At 46.9% G+C, this 17443-nt stretch carries 17 protein-coding genes and 3 tRNA genes; 3 read left to right on the top strand and 17 right to left on the bottom strand.

Annotation, left to right across the window (positions count from 1 at the left end):
- Positions 1-3: 3 nt before the first annotated feature.
- Positions 4-252, bottom strand: a complete 249-nt coding sequence (gene rpsP / locus BIY29_RS16650; RefSeq protein WP_009111755.1) for a 30S ribosomal protein S16 — start codon at positions 250-252, stop codon at positions 4-6.
- A 156-nt stretch (positions 253-408) separates the two neighbouring features.
- The gene (gene ffh, locus BIY29_RS16645; protein ID WP_121576181.1) at positions 409-1770 is read right to left on the bottom strand and encodes a signal recognition particle protein; all 1362 of its coding nucleotides are present in this window, start codon (positions 1768-1770) and stop codon (positions 409-411) included.
- 170 nt (positions 1771-1940) lie between these two features.
- Here ffh and BIY29_RS16640 point away from each other — a divergent pair, with 170 nt between their 5' ends.
- A complete protein-coding gene (locus BIY29_RS16640; RefSeq protein WP_121576180.1) occupies positions 1941-2735 on the top strand; it encodes a cytochrome C assembly family protein in 795 nt (264 codons plus the stop codon).
- Positions 2736-2806: 71 nt separating this feature from the next.
- Here the strand turns inward: BIY29_RS16640 and luxS are convergent, their stop codons facing one another.
- From luxS to pncC, 12 genes are all read right to left on the bottom strand, one after another.
- Positions 2807-3322: an S-ribosylhomocysteine lyase gene (luxS, locus tag BIY29_RS16635; protein ID WP_121576179.1), complete on the bottom strand. Its 516-nt coding sequence runs from the start codon at positions 3320-3322 to the stop codon at positions 2807-2809.
- A 154-nt stretch (positions 3323-3476) separates the two neighbouring features.
- Positions 3477-5030 (bottom strand): glutamate--cysteine ligase, encoded by a 1554-nt coding sequence (gshA, locus tag BIY29_RS16630; protein ID WP_121576178.1) that lies wholly within the window; start codon positions 5028-5030, stop codon positions 3477-3479.
- Positions 5031-5112: 82 nt separating this feature from the next.
- A complete protein-coding gene (locus BIY29_RS16625; RefSeq protein WP_121576177.1) occupies positions 5113-5541 on the bottom strand; it encodes a YqaA family protein in 429 nt (142 codons plus the stop codon).
- A complete protein-coding gene (yqaB, locus tag BIY29_RS16620) occupies positions 5538-6104 on the bottom strand; it encodes a fructose-1-phosphate/6-phosphogluconate phosphatase (RefSeq protein WP_121576176.1) in 567 nt (188 codons plus the stop codon). Before yqaB ends, BIY29_RS16625 begins: the two co-directional genes overlap by 4 nt.
- A 384-nt stretch (positions 6105-6488) precedes the next feature.
- Positions 6489-6565: transfer RNA gene (locus BIY29_RS16615), tRNA-Arg, on the bottom strand.
- A 191-nt stretch (positions 6566-6756) separates the two neighbouring features.
- Positions 6757-6833 (bottom strand) — tRNA-Arg (locus BIY29_RS16610).
- Positions 6834-6841: 8 nt separating this feature from the next.
- Positions 6842-6934 (bottom strand) — tRNA-Ser (locus BIY29_RS16605).
- A 299-nt stretch (positions 6935-7233) separates the two neighbouring features.
- Entirely contained in the window at positions 7234-7419 is a 186-nt protein-coding gene (csrA, locus tag BIY29_RS16600) for a carbon storage regulator CsrA (protein WP_121576175.1), read from the bottom strand.
- 313 nt (positions 7420-7732) lie between these two features.
- Complete coding sequence (gene alaS, locus BIY29_RS16595; RefSeq protein WP_121576174.1) at positions 7733-10360, bottom strand: alanine--tRNA ligase; 2628 nt, start codon at positions 10358-10360, stop codon at positions 7733-7735.
- Between the two features lie 140 nt (positions 10361-10500).
- Positions 10501-10989, bottom strand: a complete 489-nt coding sequence (gene recX, locus BIY29_RS16590; protein ID WP_121576173.1) for a recombination regulator RecX — start codon at positions 10987-10989, stop codon at positions 10501-10503.
- 45 nt (positions 10990-11034) lie between these two features.
- A complete protein-coding gene (gene recA / locus BIY29_RS16585) occupies positions 11035-12105 on the bottom strand; it encodes a recombinase RecA (protein WP_121576172.1) in 1071 nt (356 codons plus the stop codon).
- 97 nt (positions 12106-12202) lie between these two features.
- Entirely contained in the window at positions 12203-12703 is a 501-nt protein-coding gene (gene pncC / locus BIY29_RS16580) for a nicotinamide-nucleotide amidase (RefSeq protein WP_121576171.1), read from the bottom strand.
- 254 nt (positions 12704-12957) lie between these two features.
- Here pncC and BIY29_RS16575 point away from each other — a divergent pair, with 254 nt between their 5' ends.
- Positions 12958-13458, top strand: a complete 501-nt coding sequence (locus BIY29_RS16575) for an SRPBCC family protein (protein ID WP_121576170.1) — start codon at positions 12958-12960, stop codon at positions 13456-13458.
- 83 nt (positions 13459-13541) lie between these two features.
- Positions 13542-14216 carry a MarC family NAAT transporter gene (locus tag BIY29_RS16570; RefSeq protein ID WP_121576169.1) on the top strand — a complete coding sequence of 225 codons (675 nt, stop codon included), beginning with the start codon at positions 13542-13544 and terminating at the stop codon, positions 14214-14216.
- A 233-nt stretch (positions 14217-14449) separates the two neighbouring features.
- Here BIY29_RS16570 and BIY29_RS16565 read toward each other — a convergent pair whose 3' ends face one another.
- From BIY29_RS16565 to BIY29_RS16555, 3 genes are read right to left on the bottom strand one after another with little or no spacing between them, the layout of a single operon-like run.
- Positions 14450-15211 carry an amino acid ABC transporter ATP-binding protein gene (locus tag BIY29_RS16565; RefSeq protein WP_121576168.1) on the bottom strand — a complete coding sequence of 254 codons (762 nt, stop codon included), beginning with the start codon at positions 15209-15211 and terminating at the stop codon, positions 14450-14452.
- Positions 15204-16133, bottom strand: a complete 930-nt coding sequence (locus BIY29_RS16560; protein WP_121576167.1) for an amino acid ABC transporter permease — start codon at positions 16131-16133, stop codon at positions 15204-15206. The genes BIY29_RS16565 and BIY29_RS16560 overlap by 8 nt, the downstream gene beginning before the upstream one ends.
- A complete protein-coding gene (locus BIY29_RS16555; RefSeq protein ID WP_121576166.1) occupies positions 16133-17026 on the bottom strand; it encodes an ABC transporter substrate-binding protein in 894 nt (297 codons plus the stop codon). Before BIY29_RS16555 ends, BIY29_RS16560 begins: the two co-directional genes overlap by 1 nt.
- Positions 17027-17443: the final 417 nt, after the last annotated feature.

The following is a 17443-nucleotide window of genomic DNA, read 5'->3' as shown; positions in this document are numbered from 1 at the left end:
AGATTATGCTGCTTTCTTAGCGTCTTTGATCAGCGAAGATACGCGATCAGAAACAGTAGCGCCCAGACCGACCCAATGTTCGATACGATCCAGATCTAAACGCAGCGCTTCTGCCTGACCAGTTGCGATCGGGTTGAAGAAGCCTACGCGCTCAATGAAGCGACCATCGCGCGCATTGCGGCTATCGGTCACGACAACTTGATAAAACGGGCGTTTTTTCGCGCCGCCACGTGCCAAACGAATTGTTACCATAACATCCTCTTTAGTTAATAAAACAACCGGGCCCCATCGAGGAACGGGGCCCAGTGTCATATAAAAAGCCCCAAAATTTTACTCACTTTGGCGCAAAAAGCAATCTAAAGCGTATCAGCTCGCGATACTTTGTCTTCTCGACAAGCGTTTCCGCGATTAGCGCCCCGGGAATCCTGGCGGCATCATACCTTTCATGCCGCGCATCATCTTCGCTAAACCGCCATTCTTCATTTTTTTCATCATCCGCTGCATGTCGTCAAACTGCTTCAGCAGACGGTTTACATCCTGAACCTGCATACCCGATCCGGTCGCAATACGTCGTTTGCGCGACCCTTTGATGATTTCCGGCTTCGCCCGTTCCTGATGCGTCATCGAATTGATGATCGCTTCCATGCGCACCAGAACCTTGTCATCCATCTGCGACTTCACGTTATCCGGCAGTTGTCCCATGCCCGGCATTTTGCTCATCATGTTGGCCATACCGCCCATGTTGCGCATCTGCTTCAGTTGATCCAGGAAATCGGTCAGATCAAAGCCGTCGCCTTTTTTAAGCTTCTGGGCAAGTTTTTCTGCCTGGGTACGATCGACCTTGCTCTCGATATCTTCGATAAGCGAAAGAACATCGCCCATACCAAGAATACGTGAAGCAACACGTTCAGGATAAAAAGGCTCCAGAGCATCGGTTTTCTCACCGACACCCAGAAACTTAATTGGCTTACCGGTAATATGCCGGATAGACAGTGCTGCACCACCACGGGCATCACCATCAATTTTGGTAAGGATAACCCCGGTTAACGGCAGGGCCTCATTAAACGCTTTCGCCGTATTCGCGGCATCCTGCCCTGTCATGGCATCAACAACAAACAGCGTTTCAACCGGCTTAATCGCCGCATGAACCTGTTTAATTTCATCCATCATGGCGTCATCAACATGAAGACGACCGGCAGTATCGACTAACAACACGTCATAGAATTTCAGCTTGGCGTGCTGTAACGCCCGGCTGACGATATCGAGAGGCTTTTCCTGTACATCTGATGGAAAAAAATCAACCCCGACGCTTTGCGCCAGCGTTTCCAGTTGTTTTATGGCCGCAGGGCGGTAAACGTCAGCAGAAACCACCAGCACCTTTTTCTTCTGTTTTTCTTTGAGAAACTTACCTAATTTACCAACGCTGGTGGTTTTCCCCGCGCCTTGCAAACCGGCCATCAGTACGACTGCCGGCGGCTGTGCCGCAAGATTCAGTTCAGCGTTAATCTCTCCCATTGAGCTAACAAGTTCATTCTTAACGATCTTGACGAACTCTTGCCCTGGGGTCAGGCTTTTGTTTACTTCGTGACCAACCGCTCGTTCTTTTACGCGGTTAATAAAATCCCGCACCACGGGTAAGGCAACGTCAGCTTCAAGTAACGCCATACGGACTTCACGCAGCGTTTCTTTTATATTGTCTTCAGTCAACCGCCCGCGGCCGCTGATATTGCGCAATGTGCGCGATAGTCGATCGGTTAAATTTTCAAACATATCTCATGCTCAATGTAAGACAAGCCGCTACCGCGACGCGAATGGCACGGATTATAACACGAAAGTGGCCTCGATCCCTGCGCCTCGGATGGAGAACAGTTGGTGCCTATGGCGACTAACGTTATACTGACTATTCATTTTACTTAGTTGATATTTAATAACCTACTTGTATGTCTGTTTTCGCTATTGTGGCTCTAATCGCCTACACACTCAGCCTTGGACTGATTATTCCCAGTCTGCTGCGTAAGAACAGTGCATATCGTCGATTGGCTGTGCTTTCGGCCAGCGTTGCGCTTATCTGCCATGCGGTGGCGCTTTATCAACGAATTTTTGATGTCCAGATCGGTCAGAATCTGAGCCTGCTGAATATCGGTTCGCTTGTCAGCCTTATCATCTGCACAGTGATGACAATTGTAGCCTCACGTAACCGCGGGTGGTTTCTACTGCCGATTGTCTACACATTTGCCCTGATCAATCTGGCCTTTGCCAGCTTTATGCCTGGCGAATTCATCACCCATCTGGAAACAACGCCGGGTTTGCTGTTCCATATAGGATTGGCTTTATTTGCCTATGCCACCCTAATCATCGCGGCGCTTTATGCACTGCAACTGGTATGGCTTGATTATCTGTTAAAAAATAAAAAACTGAGTTTTGCTGCTGATATGCCACCACTAATGAGCATCGAGCGCAAAATGTTCCACATCACACAGATTGGCGTTATTCTTTTAACGCTGACACTGTGTACAGGTCTGTTCTACATGGATGACCTGATCAACAACAAAGAAACTCTGCATAAGGCATTATTTTCTTTATTCGCCTGGTTCGTTTACATCCTGCTGCTCTGGGGGCACTACCACGAAGGATGGCGCGGGCGGCGGGTGGTATGGTTTAGTCTGGTTGGTGCGCTATTACTGACATTATCCTACTTCGGCAGCCGGGTGATTCAGCATTTTGTTGCGGCCTGATACGGTTAGTATCAGATGTAAAAAAAGAGCCAAACTACGGCTCTCTTTTTATTCTTGTCTATCAGCGGCGATTAGATGTGTAGCTCTGTCAGCTTCTCTTTCGGCAATGCCAACTCGTCATTCTGGTTGATGCCGATATCATGATCCAGAATATGTTGCGCAATTTCCTGCGCCTCCTGCAGAGAATGCATCTCATAAGTTCCGCACTGATATTCATTTAGCTCAGGGATTTTACGCTGATCGGTCACTTTCAGCACGTCGGCCATAGCAGCTTTCCAGGCATCCGCCACACGCTGCTCACCAGGAGTACCAATTAAGCTCATGTAGAAGCCGGTGCGGCACCCCATAGGGGAAATATCAATAATTTCCACCCCATCGCCATTCAAATGATCGCGCATGAAACCAGCAAACAAGTGTTCCAGCGTATGAATGCCGCGTTCCGGCATCACTTCGATATTAGGGCGGCAAAAACGCAGGTCAAATACGGTGATGGTATCGCCATGAGGGGTTTTCATGGTTTTGGCGACCCTGACAGCGGGTGCTGCCATTCGGGTATGGTCTACAGTAAAACTATCTAGTAACGGCATAACGCCACCTCCTCATAGAAAAAATTCATTTTTTCTCGTTTCCGGGAAACTTTTCCTTTTTATGCAGGTCTGAATTTCTGAAAGACGCGCATTTATCATCATCATCCCTATTTAGAGATGTTTATTTGGCCACATTCATTGTGGCCTTTCTTTTTTATTGCGCAGCCAGATACTCTTCAAAACTGATTTTATCTTCTGCTTCAATCTGCCGCTGACGGCGCCATGAGCGCTCACTTTCCGCTGCCAGTTGTTCTTCTGTCAATACTTGCAACGGTTCATGACATAACATTTTACGGTATTCTTCTGCCAGATGAAGCCCTACCCCCGCGCAACCACTTTCTTTCATTAGGTTGAGCAATCGCCCAGAGAAGGTTCTTTCAGGATCATCAAAGCCGACGATCAGTTCATCACAAACCTGCTGGTAATACGGCTGGGCGTTATTATTATCCAGAATTTCCGCAACACGGTGTAGATCAGCAAATAATGACTTCCCAACCTGGGCAATGGGATATTGTGCCGTTTCACATCCCATACCAATAGTTTGACCCGGTTTGCGACCTTCAAGTATTACGCTATTCCAGTTTTTACGGGTACATAGCAGTTCATCTGCACTCATTTCCGGGGCGTCCGCCAACGCACACCAAATCAGGAATAAATCCAGAAAACGAACCTGACTGGCGCTGACGCCTGTGGGTGAGAAAGGATTAATATCCAACGATCGCACTTCAATATATTCGATCCCGCCGCGCAGCAAGGCATCAGAAGGTGACTCTCCAGACCGGGTAACGCGTTTCGGTCTGATTGGCGCATAGAGTTCATTCTCAATCTGCAACACGTTGGTATTTAATTGTAAATAATGCCCCTCTTTCTTTAGCCCAACCTGAGCATATTCTTCAGAGGGGGTTTTGATCGCTCGTTTCAACGCAGCTACATAGGTATCCAAGTCGTTATACGTAATACCAAGATTGCTTTGTGATTTATTAGTGTAGCCCAGATCACTCAATCGCAGCGATGTCGCATAAGGCATGTAAAACATGCCTTTATTGGTGCGTTCAAAAGGCAGCGATGTTTCCCTGCCTTGCAGAAAGGAAGAACAAATAGCCGGAGATGCGCCAAACAAATACGGGATGACCCAGCCAAATCGGTAATAGTTTCGAATCAGACGGAAATAACCCGCAGAAATTTCTGCTTTACCACTTTCCGCATCACGGATGCCAGTCCTGGCCTGCCAGAATTTCAGCGGCAACGAGAAATTATAATGCACGCCGGAAATCGACTGCATCAGCGCACCATAACGGTTCTTTAACCCTTCACGATATAACGTCTTAAAACGTCCAACATTGGATGAGCCATACTGCGCCAGTTCGATGTCCTGATCTTCTGCAATGAAGCATGGCATACTCAGAGGCCACATACGCTCCTCACCTAAATTACGGGCGACATAACGATGAATATCACGCAAGAACGCCAACAGGTGGTCAATGTCTTTATCAACCGGGGTAATGAATTCTAACAATGCCTCAGCAAAATCCGTTGTAATCCACGGATGCGTCAATGCCGCCCCCAATTTCTCTGGGTGTCCAGTTGTAGCAAGATGCCCGTTTGCCATCACGCGCAATGTTTCACGTTCAATTCCACGCTGGATACCGCTTACCGCATGAGGATTCTTTTCCAGCCAGGAAAGAGCCGGTGATATATCCGGGATCAAATCGACCTCCCGAGGTTAAAAGGTAATGTTTGTAAGCATAAATGAAACTCGGTAGCACTCCCCAGATCTCATTTTTATCCGGTTAAGACCACCATACAATGCCTTGTAAGGTTATCCCTGTCAGAACGATATAGCGCAGCGCTTTTCCAATACAAATAAAAATCGCTGAACTCATCCAGGGCATACGCAACCAACCCGCAAATACGCACAATAAATCGCCGACTACCGGAACCCAGCTAAATAATAGCGCAGCCGGGCCATAACGCTGTAACCAGCGTGCAGCCGTCATATATCCGACCTGCTGTTTTGGCTGGGGTAGCAAACGCCCTATAAAAATATTGGCTATTCCACCCAAGGTATTTCCCACTGTTGCCACAATAATCAGCAAAATGGGCCTGACACTGTCAGAAACCAATAAAGTAACAAGCAACACTTCCGAGCTACCGGGCAACAGCGTTGCACTGAGTAAGCTGCTCCAGAATAGAGAGAAAACCGCCCAAAACTCACTCACAATTTACGAACATCAATCACAGCCATTTTTGCCCTTAAGGCCGCCTCAATACCATAATCCGCATCTTCAAACACCACACAATATTCTGGCGCAACATCAATGAGCGCAGCACAGCGCAAAAAAGTATCGGGAAAAGGCTTATGGTTTTCTACGTCATCCGCACCAACAATTGCATCAAAGTAATCATGCAGGCCCAGATGTTTTAAAAGTTTGTCCGCCATACTATGTGTGCTGCCCGTTCCAACCGCCATCGGACGGCGTCCACGATAGTATTTGACGACATCGATCAGCGGCAGTGGTTTTACCACGTCCAATAGCATTTCTTCCACCACAGCCGTTTTTTCAGCAGCCAGCCGATGGGGATCAATATCAGCCTGATTATTGCTGATAATAACCTGAGCAATACGCCAGGTGGGAGATCCATTCAGTGCTGTCATGGCAGCGGCATCATAGTTAATCCCATACTTCGCCAGTACCTCATCCCATGCTTTGCGATGTGTTGGTTCCGTATCGAGGATAGTACCGTCCATATCAAAGATCAGGCCTTGATAGCGATCGTACATTATGACTCCATGATCACTGAATATGAGGATCTACTTTATCGCAAAGTGAAAACATTGTCGCTCACTCAATAACCATATAAAAATCATACCATTACTGATATCACCACATTATCATGAAAAGGTATTCTATGATCACTACAGGCTGGAAACAGAATAGAAGGAGGGAACTATCATACCGATTTGGTCGGCTTAAACATCACGGGTGTAATCATACCAGGTTGGGATACGTCAGAATGGAGGATCCTGTCACTTCTTTGTATGGCATCCGGGAGGATTACTCGGCAAAGCCTCGCCCTACGGGCCGTTGCAGAAGCAACGTTATCCTCCCTTACTCTGACTTTATAAAACATGTCAGCCCAGGGGTGCTGCCATCCCATTTCAATATGGTGCATCCGGGAGGATTCGAACCTCCGACCGCTCGGTTCGTAGCCGAGTACTCTATCCAGCTGAGCTACGGATGCAGAGATAATACTGTATACAACACAGTGTTTGTTTTTCACTGCTGAAATTGCCAACCATTTAATATGGTGCATCCGGGAGGATTACTCGGCAAAGCCTCGCCCTATGGGCCGTTGCTAAAGCAACGTTATCCTCCCTTACTCAGGCTTTATAAAAATTGTCAGCCCAAGGTTGCTGCCATCCCATTTTAATATGGTGCATCCGGGAGGATTCGAACCTCCGACCGCTCGGTTCGTAGCCGAGTACTCTATCCAGCTGAGCTACGGATGCAAAATAAATGGCGGTGAGGGAGGGATTCGAACCCTCGATGCAGCTTTTGACCGCATACTCCCTTAGCAGGGGAGCGCCTTCAGCCTCTCGGCCACCTCACCACACACTACCTGCAATTGCCGCTAAAACTTCTTATTGGCGTTCACCGGTACTGCGTGGCGCACATATTACTTTCCCGGACTTATAAGTCAAACAATTTTTCCCAACTTATGTTTGTTTGCACAATTCGCATCCAAGACGGGCAGATTCACAACAGATAGGGCATTTTATCGACAGAAAAACAGATGCTTATCTTTTGCTGAAAAAAGATAATCAGACAAGATAAGCGTGTTGATAAACATACGAAGGGAAACATGCGGAAGTAACAATAGCGTCCCGTTTCTGCGAGACGCATTGTCAATCAAAATGATGTTGGTTGAGATTTCTCTGCCTGAATTCGCTGGTAGATCTCTTCGCGGTGGACAGAAACTTCCTTAGGCGCGTTAACACCAATACGCACCTGATTACCTTTTACCCCTAGTACGGTAACCGTTACCTCATCGCCGATCATGAGGGTTTCGCCAACTCGACGAGTCAAAATAAGCATTCTTTGCTCCTTGAAAGATTATAAAGAGTCGGGTCTCTCTGTCTCCCCGCCATTATCCATCATGTGCCGTGAAAACGTAAACCTAGATGGTGGTGATAACGCTCACCATCCCACTCATAGTTTGTCGCTACTTTTAGTTTAGTCGATATAAGTAGCTTGTGCCTTTGTTATCACAACAAGACGTGCAAGCCTATCCGACTTAATGATAGCATCTTGTTCATCTTGCTTGCCGGAAGCCTTTCCGACAAGACAAAAAACGCCAAAACCAATGGAGTCATGGCGTTTTTGTTAGGATAACACTCTGATTTAATATTTATAGCTTATCAGCGACCCAAGATTCAATGCTGACCAATGCTGAGGGTAAAGCGGCGACATCACTGCCGCCAGCCTGCGCCATATCAGGACGCCCACCGCCTTTCCCCCCTACCTGTTGCGCAACAAACCCGACCAGTTCCCCGGCTTTCACGCGGTCGGTCAGATCCTTTGTAACGCCAGAGATAAGGCTAATCTTACCCTCTGTCGTGGTCGCTAACACAATAATGGCCGATCCTAATTGGTTTTTCAGATCGTCAACCATCGTGCGCAGCATTTTAGGTTCAACATTGTCCAACTGAGTAACCAGTAGTTTTGCACCGTTGATATCTTTTGCTTTTCCTGAAAGTGAAGAACTTTCCTGCGCCGCCTGTTGTGCTTTCAACTGTTGGAGCTCTTTTTCCAGCATACGGGTACGTTCAAGTACAGAACGTACCTTATCAACGAGATTATTACTATCCCCTTTCAGAAGCTGAGTGACATCTTGTAAAACATCGCTCTGACGATGCAACATAGACAGTGCGTTTTCCCCCGTTACCGCTTCAATACGGCGGATACCGGCGGCCGTACCTGACTCAGATACTATCTGGAACAAACCAATGTCCCCCGTGCGGCTGGCATGAGTACCACCACACAGTTCGATAGAAAAATCCCCCATGGTCAATACCCGGACATGATCTTCATATTTTTCACCAAAAAGAGCCATCGCCCCTTTTTCTTTTGCATCAGACAGTGCCATGACATCTGTCTGCACGGATAAGTTACGGCGAATCTGGGCATTGACGATATCTTCAACCTGACGAACCTGTTCAGGTTTCATTGCTTCAAAATGAGAAAAATCGAAACGGAGGTAACTATCGTTGACCAATGACCCTTTCTGCGCGACATGATCGCCCAGAACCTGACGCAACGCAGCATGTAACAGGTGAGTCGCAGAATGGTTAAGACGAATGCGGTTACGGCGTTCAGTGTTAACAATCGCTTCTACGTCATCATTCACACGCAGACAGCCTTGAGTCAGCTTACCGATATGGCCGATTGCCTGACCATATTTCTGTGTGTCCTGAACAGCAAAGCGGACAGCAGCGCCGTTTAATTGACCCTGATCGCCGACCTGACCGCCAGACTCACCATAGAATGGCGTTTCATTCAGAATAACCACCGCTTCTTCACCCGCTTCAACCTGGTTTACTGCCTTCCCGTTGTGATAGAGCGCGATAACTTTTGAGTGCTGTTGAGTATGCTCATAACCGCAAAACGGTGTATTTACATCCACACGGACAAGATTATTGTAATCAACACCAAAACCACTGGCTTCACGTGCACGCTGACGCTGTGCTTCCATTGCCCGGTCAAAGCCTTCCTCATCAACTTTCAAACCTCGCTCACGGCAAACATCAGCCGTAAGGTCGAGCGGGAAACCATAGGTGTCATACAGCCGGAAAACGGTTTCTCCATCAAGCGTATCTCCTTTCAGATTTTTGATTTCTTCATCCAAAAGGGAAAGGCCTCGCTCCAGCGTACGTGCAAATTGCTCTTCTTCCGTTTTCAGCGCTTGCTCAACTATAGCTTGCTGACTCTTCAATTCGTCAGCCGCAGGCCCCATTACATCGATCAGCGGCGCGACCAGCTTGTAGAAGAACGAGTCGGTTGCCCCTAACATATTTCCATGCCGTATCGCCCGGCGGATGATACGGCGCAAAACGTAGCCACGGTTTTCATTTGAAGGCATCACACCATCAGAAATCAGGAAAGCGCAAGAACGGATATGGTCGGCAATAACGCGTAGCGACTTATTGTTTAAATCGGCTGTTCCCACTACTTCTGCTATTGCGGCAATCAGCGTCTTGAATAAATCGATATCATAGTTCGAGTTCACATGCTGCAACACGGCAGAAACACGCTCTAAGCCCATTCCGGTGTCAACAGAAGGCTTGGGCAACGGCAGCATCGTTCCGTCTGCCTGACGGTTGAACTGCATAAAAACAAGGTTCCAAATCTCAATGTAACGATCGCCGTCCTCATCAGGACTTCCCGGCGGGCCACCCGCGATATGATCACCATGGTCATAGAAAATCTCAGAACATGGACCGCAAGGACCGGTATCACCCATTTGCCAGAAATTATCTGAAGCGTAAGGTGCTCCTTTATTATCTCCGATACGGATAATACGTTTATGAGGGATGCCAATTTCGTTTGCCCAAATGTCATACGCCTCATCATCCGTGGCATAAACCGTTACCCACAATTTTTCTTTCGGCAGGTTAAACCACTGCGCCTCTGTCAACAATTCCCAGGCGTAATGGATTGCATCGCGCTTAAAGTAATCGCCAAAGCTGAAATTACCCAACATTTCAAAAAAGGTATGATGGCGTGCGGTATAACCAACGTTTTCTAAATCGTTGTGCTTCCCCCCCGCACGCACACAGCGTTGTGACGTCGTCGCTCGTGAGTAGCTACGTTTATCCAGCCCAAGGAATACGTCCTTAAACTGGTTCATACCCGCGTTGGTGAATAACAACGTTGGATCGTTATTCGGCACCAAAGAGCTACTGGCAACAATCTGGTGTCCCTTACTCTGGAAAAAATCGAGAAACGCTTGACGGATCTCAGCGGTGCTCTTGCTCATAATTGTCCTGGAATCAAGCTAAAAGAACAGATCGTGGGCAAGGTTAGTGCAACATACTGGCGCTACCCGTGCAACTCACGAACAAAAAAAGTGGGAATAAGATAAATTTTCTTTGATGGGAAGTAAAATCCCGTATGCGTTCAATCTGAAAAATTCGCATAAATGGATTGGATTTCTTCATGGGAAAAACCACGATATAGCAGATATCGCTGAAGTTTTGCTTTTTCTTTCCACTCAACAGGCAAGAGAGGCCCGAATTTTCGCTCTGCCACGGATTTAGCCAGTTCACACCAATCAATATCACATTCGTTTAATACGGCGGTGATAGTTGTCTTGTCGATACCTTTTTGGCTTAACTCTGTTCTGATGCGCTGAACCCCATATCCTTTACGACTACGGCTGCTGATATAACGACGAGCGAAGCGCTCATCATCCAACCAGCCATGATCGGTACAATATGTGATGGCAGATTCGATCTCCTCGACAGAAGCGCACGCAGCTATTTCATCAGCATCAGCTTTCGTTGCGACCGCTTTGTGTAAATACGCCGCAAGCTTGCGGCGTATTTCTACTTCACTATAGTCGCGGACGGAAAGCACATTCATCGCATAACGTAATGGTTTATTCATTCATAAACCCGATGAAGAGCGCTATGGCAAACAACTTAACCAACATTAAAACTCGGCATTACCTTCATCGGCGATCGCTTCATCGTTAGCATCGCCAGCAGCAGTTGGGGGTAATGCATTGCCTTTATGCAACAGCATTTCACGCAGTTTCTTGTCCAGTTCAGCAGCAATAGCAGAATTTTCTTTCAGAAAATTACAGGCATTGGCTTTGCCCTGACCTATCTTTTCACCGTTGTAACTGTACCAGGCTCCCGCCTTTTCAATCAGCTTATGCTTAACCCCCAGGTCTACAAGCTCACCGTGAATGTTAATACCCTCACCGTATAAAATCTGAAATTCAGCCTGTTTGAAAGGCGCCGCCACTTTATTTTTCACTACTTTTACGCGGGTTTCGCTGCCGACGACTTCTTCACCCTCTTTGATAGAACCTATACGGCGAATGTCCAGACGAACAGAAGCATAAAATTTCAGTGCATTACCGCCCGTCGTCGTTTCAGGGTTACCGAACATCACACCAATTTTCATACGAATCTGGTTAATGAAAATCAGCAACGTATTAGCCTGTTTCAGATTGCCCGCCAATTTACGCATCGCCTGACTCATCATGCGAGCCGCCAGTCCCATATGTGAATCACCGATCTCGCCTTCGATTTCGGCTTTAGGCGTCAGCGCCGCCACGGAGTCAACGATGATGACATCCACCGCGCCAGAGCGCGTCAGGGCATCACAGATTTCCAGTGCCTGCTCACCGGTATCCGGCTGGGAACACAGTAAATTATCAATATCGACACCAAGTTTTTTGGCATAAATCGGATCCAGCGCATGTTCTGCGTCAATAAAGGCACAGGTCTTACCTTCACGCTGCGCAGAAGCAATAACCTGTAAAGTCAGCGTTGTTTTACCTGATGATTCTGGGCCATAAATTTCAACGATACGGCCCATCGGCAAGCCGCCCGCACCTAATGCGATATCAAGAGACAGGGAGCCTGTAGAAATAGTTTCAACATCCATTGAGCGATCTTCGCCCAAACGCATGATAGAACCTTTACCAAATTGCTTTTCGATCTGACCCAGTGCTGCTGCCAGCGCCTTTTGTTTGTTCTCATCAATAGCCATTTCTACTCCTGTCATGCGGCGTAAAGCGGTCTCTACGCTGCCACTTAATCATAGGTTACCGGATAATTACGACATTATACTGTATACACATACAGCATCAAGCGTATTTTTGCAGAAACTCATCTAATAACGTTTGCAGAGCAAAATGGACCGACTGCAAACGCACGGCATTTCTGTCGCCGCTGAATACCACTTTGCGGGTAAAAGCGTGCCCCTGTTTATCACTAAAACCAAACCAGACTGTACCTACCGGCTTTTCATCAGAGCCCCCGTCCGGCCCGGCGACTCCGCTGACAGAGACAGCAAAATCCGCACCAGTAGCTACCAGAGCGCCAGCAGCCATTTCCTGCACTACTTCAGAACTCACCGCACCAAAGCAAGCCAGTGTATTTTCATTAACGTTAACCAGATCCTGTTTAGCCCGATTGCTGTAAGTGACAAAACCATAATCAAACCAGGCGGAACTACCGGCAACATCAGTGATTACTTTGGCCAGCCAGCCTCCGGTACAGGACTCGACGCACGTTACCCTGGCGCCGCAGGCCTTAAGCCGATCGCCGACCAGGCCACTTAAGCGTAAAATGTCAGTTTCCGTCATTGCAGTATCATCTTAATAGGGAGTTGATAAATAAGGGTAACACTCTTCCTCAGGAAAGGCGCTTTATCACCCAATATGCGAAGCGCATTGCAAGGGAGGATGAAATGCGACATCAGATATTACAGGGGCATTCACGTCGGATAAATGATGGAAATGCCCTACACTTCTCCCTGCTTTGATTACATGGTCAATATCAGTCAAAATGGCCTTAGAGATGCCCTTTCAGGCTAAGAATCCATTGGGGAGGACTTTTGATGCGACCCTCTTTTTTAAAAAATATTGGTATTAAAGGCAATAGCGACTCAGATGAAATTCGCAGCAGCATCACGATTGATCGCCCGGCTGAAACGTTGTTTGCACTCTGGCGTAAACCTGAAACGCTGCCAGTTTTAATGAACCATTTCGCCACTATCGACATTCTTAACTACACCGACTCACGATGGCGCGTTAACACACCATTTGGCGCACTCATTGAGTGGCAGGCACGAATTGTTGATGAAAAACCAGGGGAATATATCTACTGGCGCTCCCTGGAAGGCGCCCGTATTCCTAATGAAGGACGATTATCGTTCAAGCCTGCTCAGTCCGGCACAGGGACAGACGTTACGTTGATGATTCGCTTCGATCCACCGGGTGGGTTACTGGGGAAAAAAATCAGCCAAATGTTCGATATTTTGTCCAAGGACATGCTGACGAAGACACTCTGTCGCTTCAAAAGCCTGGCGGAAAATGACAATAATCCCGGAGAAAACTAATATATCGGGCCAGCCTTTACCTCAACAGAGAAGGCTTGCTGACTATCCTCGCACTATTTTATTTACAGCTAACAGGAGATTAAATGCTGGAGTTGATTCAAACAATCGGACTGGGTTTAGTGATGATTTTACCCCTCGCCAACCCACTGACAACAGTGGCGCTGTTTCTGGGATTGGCCGGAGAAATGAGCCAGGGAGAGCGAAATCGGCAGATATTTCAGGCGTCGTTTTATGTATTTATTATATTAACGGTAGCGTTTTATGGCGGCCAATTAGTCATGAATACCTTTGGTATTTCTATTCCTGGCTTGCGTATTGCCGGGGGACTGATTGTGGCCTTTATTGGTTTCCGTATGCTTTTCCCTCAGCAAAAGCCTGAAAATGCCCCTGAGGTAACAAGTAAGGCCGATGAAATCGACGCCAGTTATTCCGCCAATACGGTCAATATTGCCTTTGTTCCATTAGCTATGCCCAGTACCGCAGGCCCAGGAACGATAGCTCTCATTATCAGTTCAACATCACAAATAAAAAGTGGTGTGGATATTACACCGTGGGTACTCACCGTCGCCCCTGTATTGACGTTTATTGCCGTCAGCGTGATCCTGTGGTTGAGCCTGAAAAGCTCTGGTTTTATCATGCGGCTGATCGGCAAAGGCGGCATTGAGGCCATTTCCCGTCTTATGGGTTTTCTGCTGGTGTGTATGGGCGTTCAGTTCATCATCAATGGCACATTAGAGATTGCTGCCACGTTTCATTAATCCAAATCCGGTTCTGTGTTAACTGTTTCGCTGCAAATTAGCGGTGGCAAAAAAGCGTTAACCGTTGGGACAGTTCCGGTAAAGCGTTCGATTTCGACCACTGTAATCTGGCCATTTTCAAATGCGTTTTTTCTACACTCGCGGTAATCCCCATTGAGCGCTATATGTCTTTTCGGCTCCCATCATGCTCTCTTGGTTGCGAAGATAATATTCCGTGAATTAAGCCGAGTACGTCATAGTACAGTAGATAAAAATGCCTGGGTGCGGCTATTCTGAGGTTGATCAAGCACTTCTTTGGCTGGCCCGGTCTCAACAATTTTGCCATTTTCCATAAAGACGATGTTATCGGCTATTTCTCTGGCAAAACCTATCTCGTGCGTCACGATAACCATGGTAATGCCAGAGTGCGCCAGCTTTTTGATGACCTGCAATACTTCACCAACCAGTTCAGGATCGAGCGCCGAGGTCGGCTCATCGAATAACATCACTTCTGGATTCATTGCCAATGCGCGGGCGATAGCCACACGCTGCTGTTGCCCGCCAGAGAGTTCGTGCGGCCAATCATCAATACGATCCGCCATACCCACCTGTTGCAGCAGAGACAACGCTTGTCTCTGGACATCTTGTTTCTCTCTCTTTTTAACCCGCAAAGGCGCATCGGTGATGTTTTGCAACACGGTTCGGTGAGGGAAAAGATTAAAATGCTGAAAAACCATACCAATTTTACTGCGCTGTGCAGCAATATGGCTGTCATTCAACTCATAAAGCCTATTCCCTTTTTGACGATATCCCACCAACATATCGCCAACACGAATAGTTCCACCATCAAGTTTTTCCAAATGATTTATACAACGTAACAGCGTCGATTTACCTGAACCTGATGGGCCTAAAATAGCGGTTACGGATCCGGCGTTCATCTCCAGGTTAATATTATTTAAAATGGTATTGCCTGAAATATTTTTCCGCACATTGCGCAATGTAATAGCTTCACCCATTGCTGAGTTTTCCTTCATTAACAACCTGAGCAAATGGTGCACGTTTCCACCAGCTTCCTATTGATTTTTTCTGCCTGACCATTCCTCTGCCGAAATAACATTCAACATAATATTGTCCAACCGACAGAACAGATGTCATGAATAAATACCAGATCGTGGCGACTAACAATAACGGAATCACCTCATAAGTGCGCTGATAAATAATTTGTGCGGAATAGAGTACATCCTGAAGAGAAATAACCGACACTACCGCCGTGGTTTTAAGTTGACCAATAACCTCATTACCGGCAGGAGGAAGAATAGCGCGCATTGCCTGAGGCAGAACGGTATAAAAGAAAATCTGAGGTTTGCGGTATCCCAGGGCTTTCGCCGCCTCGATCTGACCGGAATTAACGCTTTGAATGCCAGCACGAACAATTTCTGCCGCATAAGCTGACTGATGCATAACCAGAGCAATCACCGCCGCATTAAAAGGGCTGATAAGCGTATTTCCCGAAATGCTGAACACGTCACCAATAACAGGGAGCGACAACGATATCGTAGGGTAAAGCGCCGCAATATTATACCAGAGGAATAATTGCACCAGCATTGGGACACCGCGAAAAAACCAGGTATAACCCCAGCTTACCGCGACTAATACCGGATTGGTGGACAGCCGCATTAAGGCCAGTATCGTTCCCCCGCCAAAGCCCAGCACGACGGATATCGCAGTGAGCTTTATCGTCATGAGAACCCCCTGAATGATGGAGTCTTCGGTAAAATTATCCACCACGACCTGCCATTCAAACCGGGGATTATTCATTACTGAATGGACGACGGCAGCTAACAACAGGAGCACTACGAGTGCACTTACCCAGCGCCCATAGTGCTTATGGGCGACAATATGCAACTCTTCAGTGTGGCTGTCAGTTTTATTGCTCATCATAAAATCTCTTCGTTACGTTTAGCTTCTGTTACTGCGCCGTAACCGATATCCCACTTATCCAAAATTTTCTGGTATGTTCCATCCTGAATTAATGAATTAAGCGCGGCCTGAACAGCTTCTCCCAGTGGAGAGTCTTTAGGCAACGCGATCGAAACTGGCGCGTCGTTAACCGTAATTTCGCCGCTAATCTCCAGTAATTTCACCTGACTAACCTGATAGCGTAGCCCTTCATACGGGCCGAAAAACATAGGCACTCGGCCACTGATAACCGCCTGCACGCCCGCCGGGCGATCCGGGAAAACAGCAATATTGATAGGCTCTTTTTGGGCAGACAGACATTGTTTATTCGCCTCCTGCAAACGGAGTAGCTGCGTGGTTCCCGCACCCGCGCCAACCTCTTTTCCACACACGCTATCAAGTGAGGTAAAAGGAACAACCTTCGCATCTTTACGTGAAATGATAGCTAACTTGGATGAATTGAAATAACCAACAAAATCAATCTGCTCCAGGCGCTTTTTGGTAGCATTGATATTCGACAATGCTACATCATAGCGACCAGACTTCAGCCCGGGGATAATATTGTCAAACCCCCCCGTATCGCGCCAATGAACAGGCACGCCCAATCGGCCACCGATCGAATTCATGATATCAATCTCACGCCCTGCCAACGTTTTGTTATCTTCCTGATAGAATGTTGTCGGCGGCGTGTTAGGGTTCGTACCAGCAACAATCCACCCTCGTTTAATAATTTCTTCCGGTAATTTGGCCTTCAGTGATGTATCCGCTTCAACATGGAACGTGCTGAAAGTAGGGACATTTAGTTCAGCAGAGAACGCGGGAGGGAAAATGCCTAGCATTAATAAAGGGTATGCGAATAGGTATTTTTTCATTATCTTGACCTGGAATCGTTAACTAGCACGAAAGCAAAAAAACGCATCTAATGACGGGAGCGTCATTATGATCATTGCTTTAATAAATTGATTAACCTCATGCTTCTTTAGCATAATTTTCATCAAATATTACGGCTTACCAATGATGCTAAAAGTAAACAGTATTAAAGTGATACTCCATTCTTAGTAATTACAACTAAAACGAGAAATGAAAAAAAATTATAACTTATAATAAAAACACTCACCTGCCTTTAAATTCGGGAAAAGCTATGCAACTCACCTAGCCAAGCATAGCTTAAAACATAGTTAAAACAGTCTGTTGTTAATGCATTTATTTCGTTGAGTCATTAATTTATTTTGACTCAGGGCATAATGACAAAAATAGAAAAACAAATCCATAAATTTTCTATAGGTTAT

Source organism: Brenneria alni, from assembly GCF_003666245.1.
Lineage (GTDB): Bacteria > Pseudomonadota > Gammaproteobacteria > Enterobacterales > Enterobacteriaceae > Brenneria > Brenneria alni.
The sequence above is the reverse complement of the archived record's forward strand: the minus strand, read 5'-3'. Positions and strand labels throughout refer to the sequence as shown.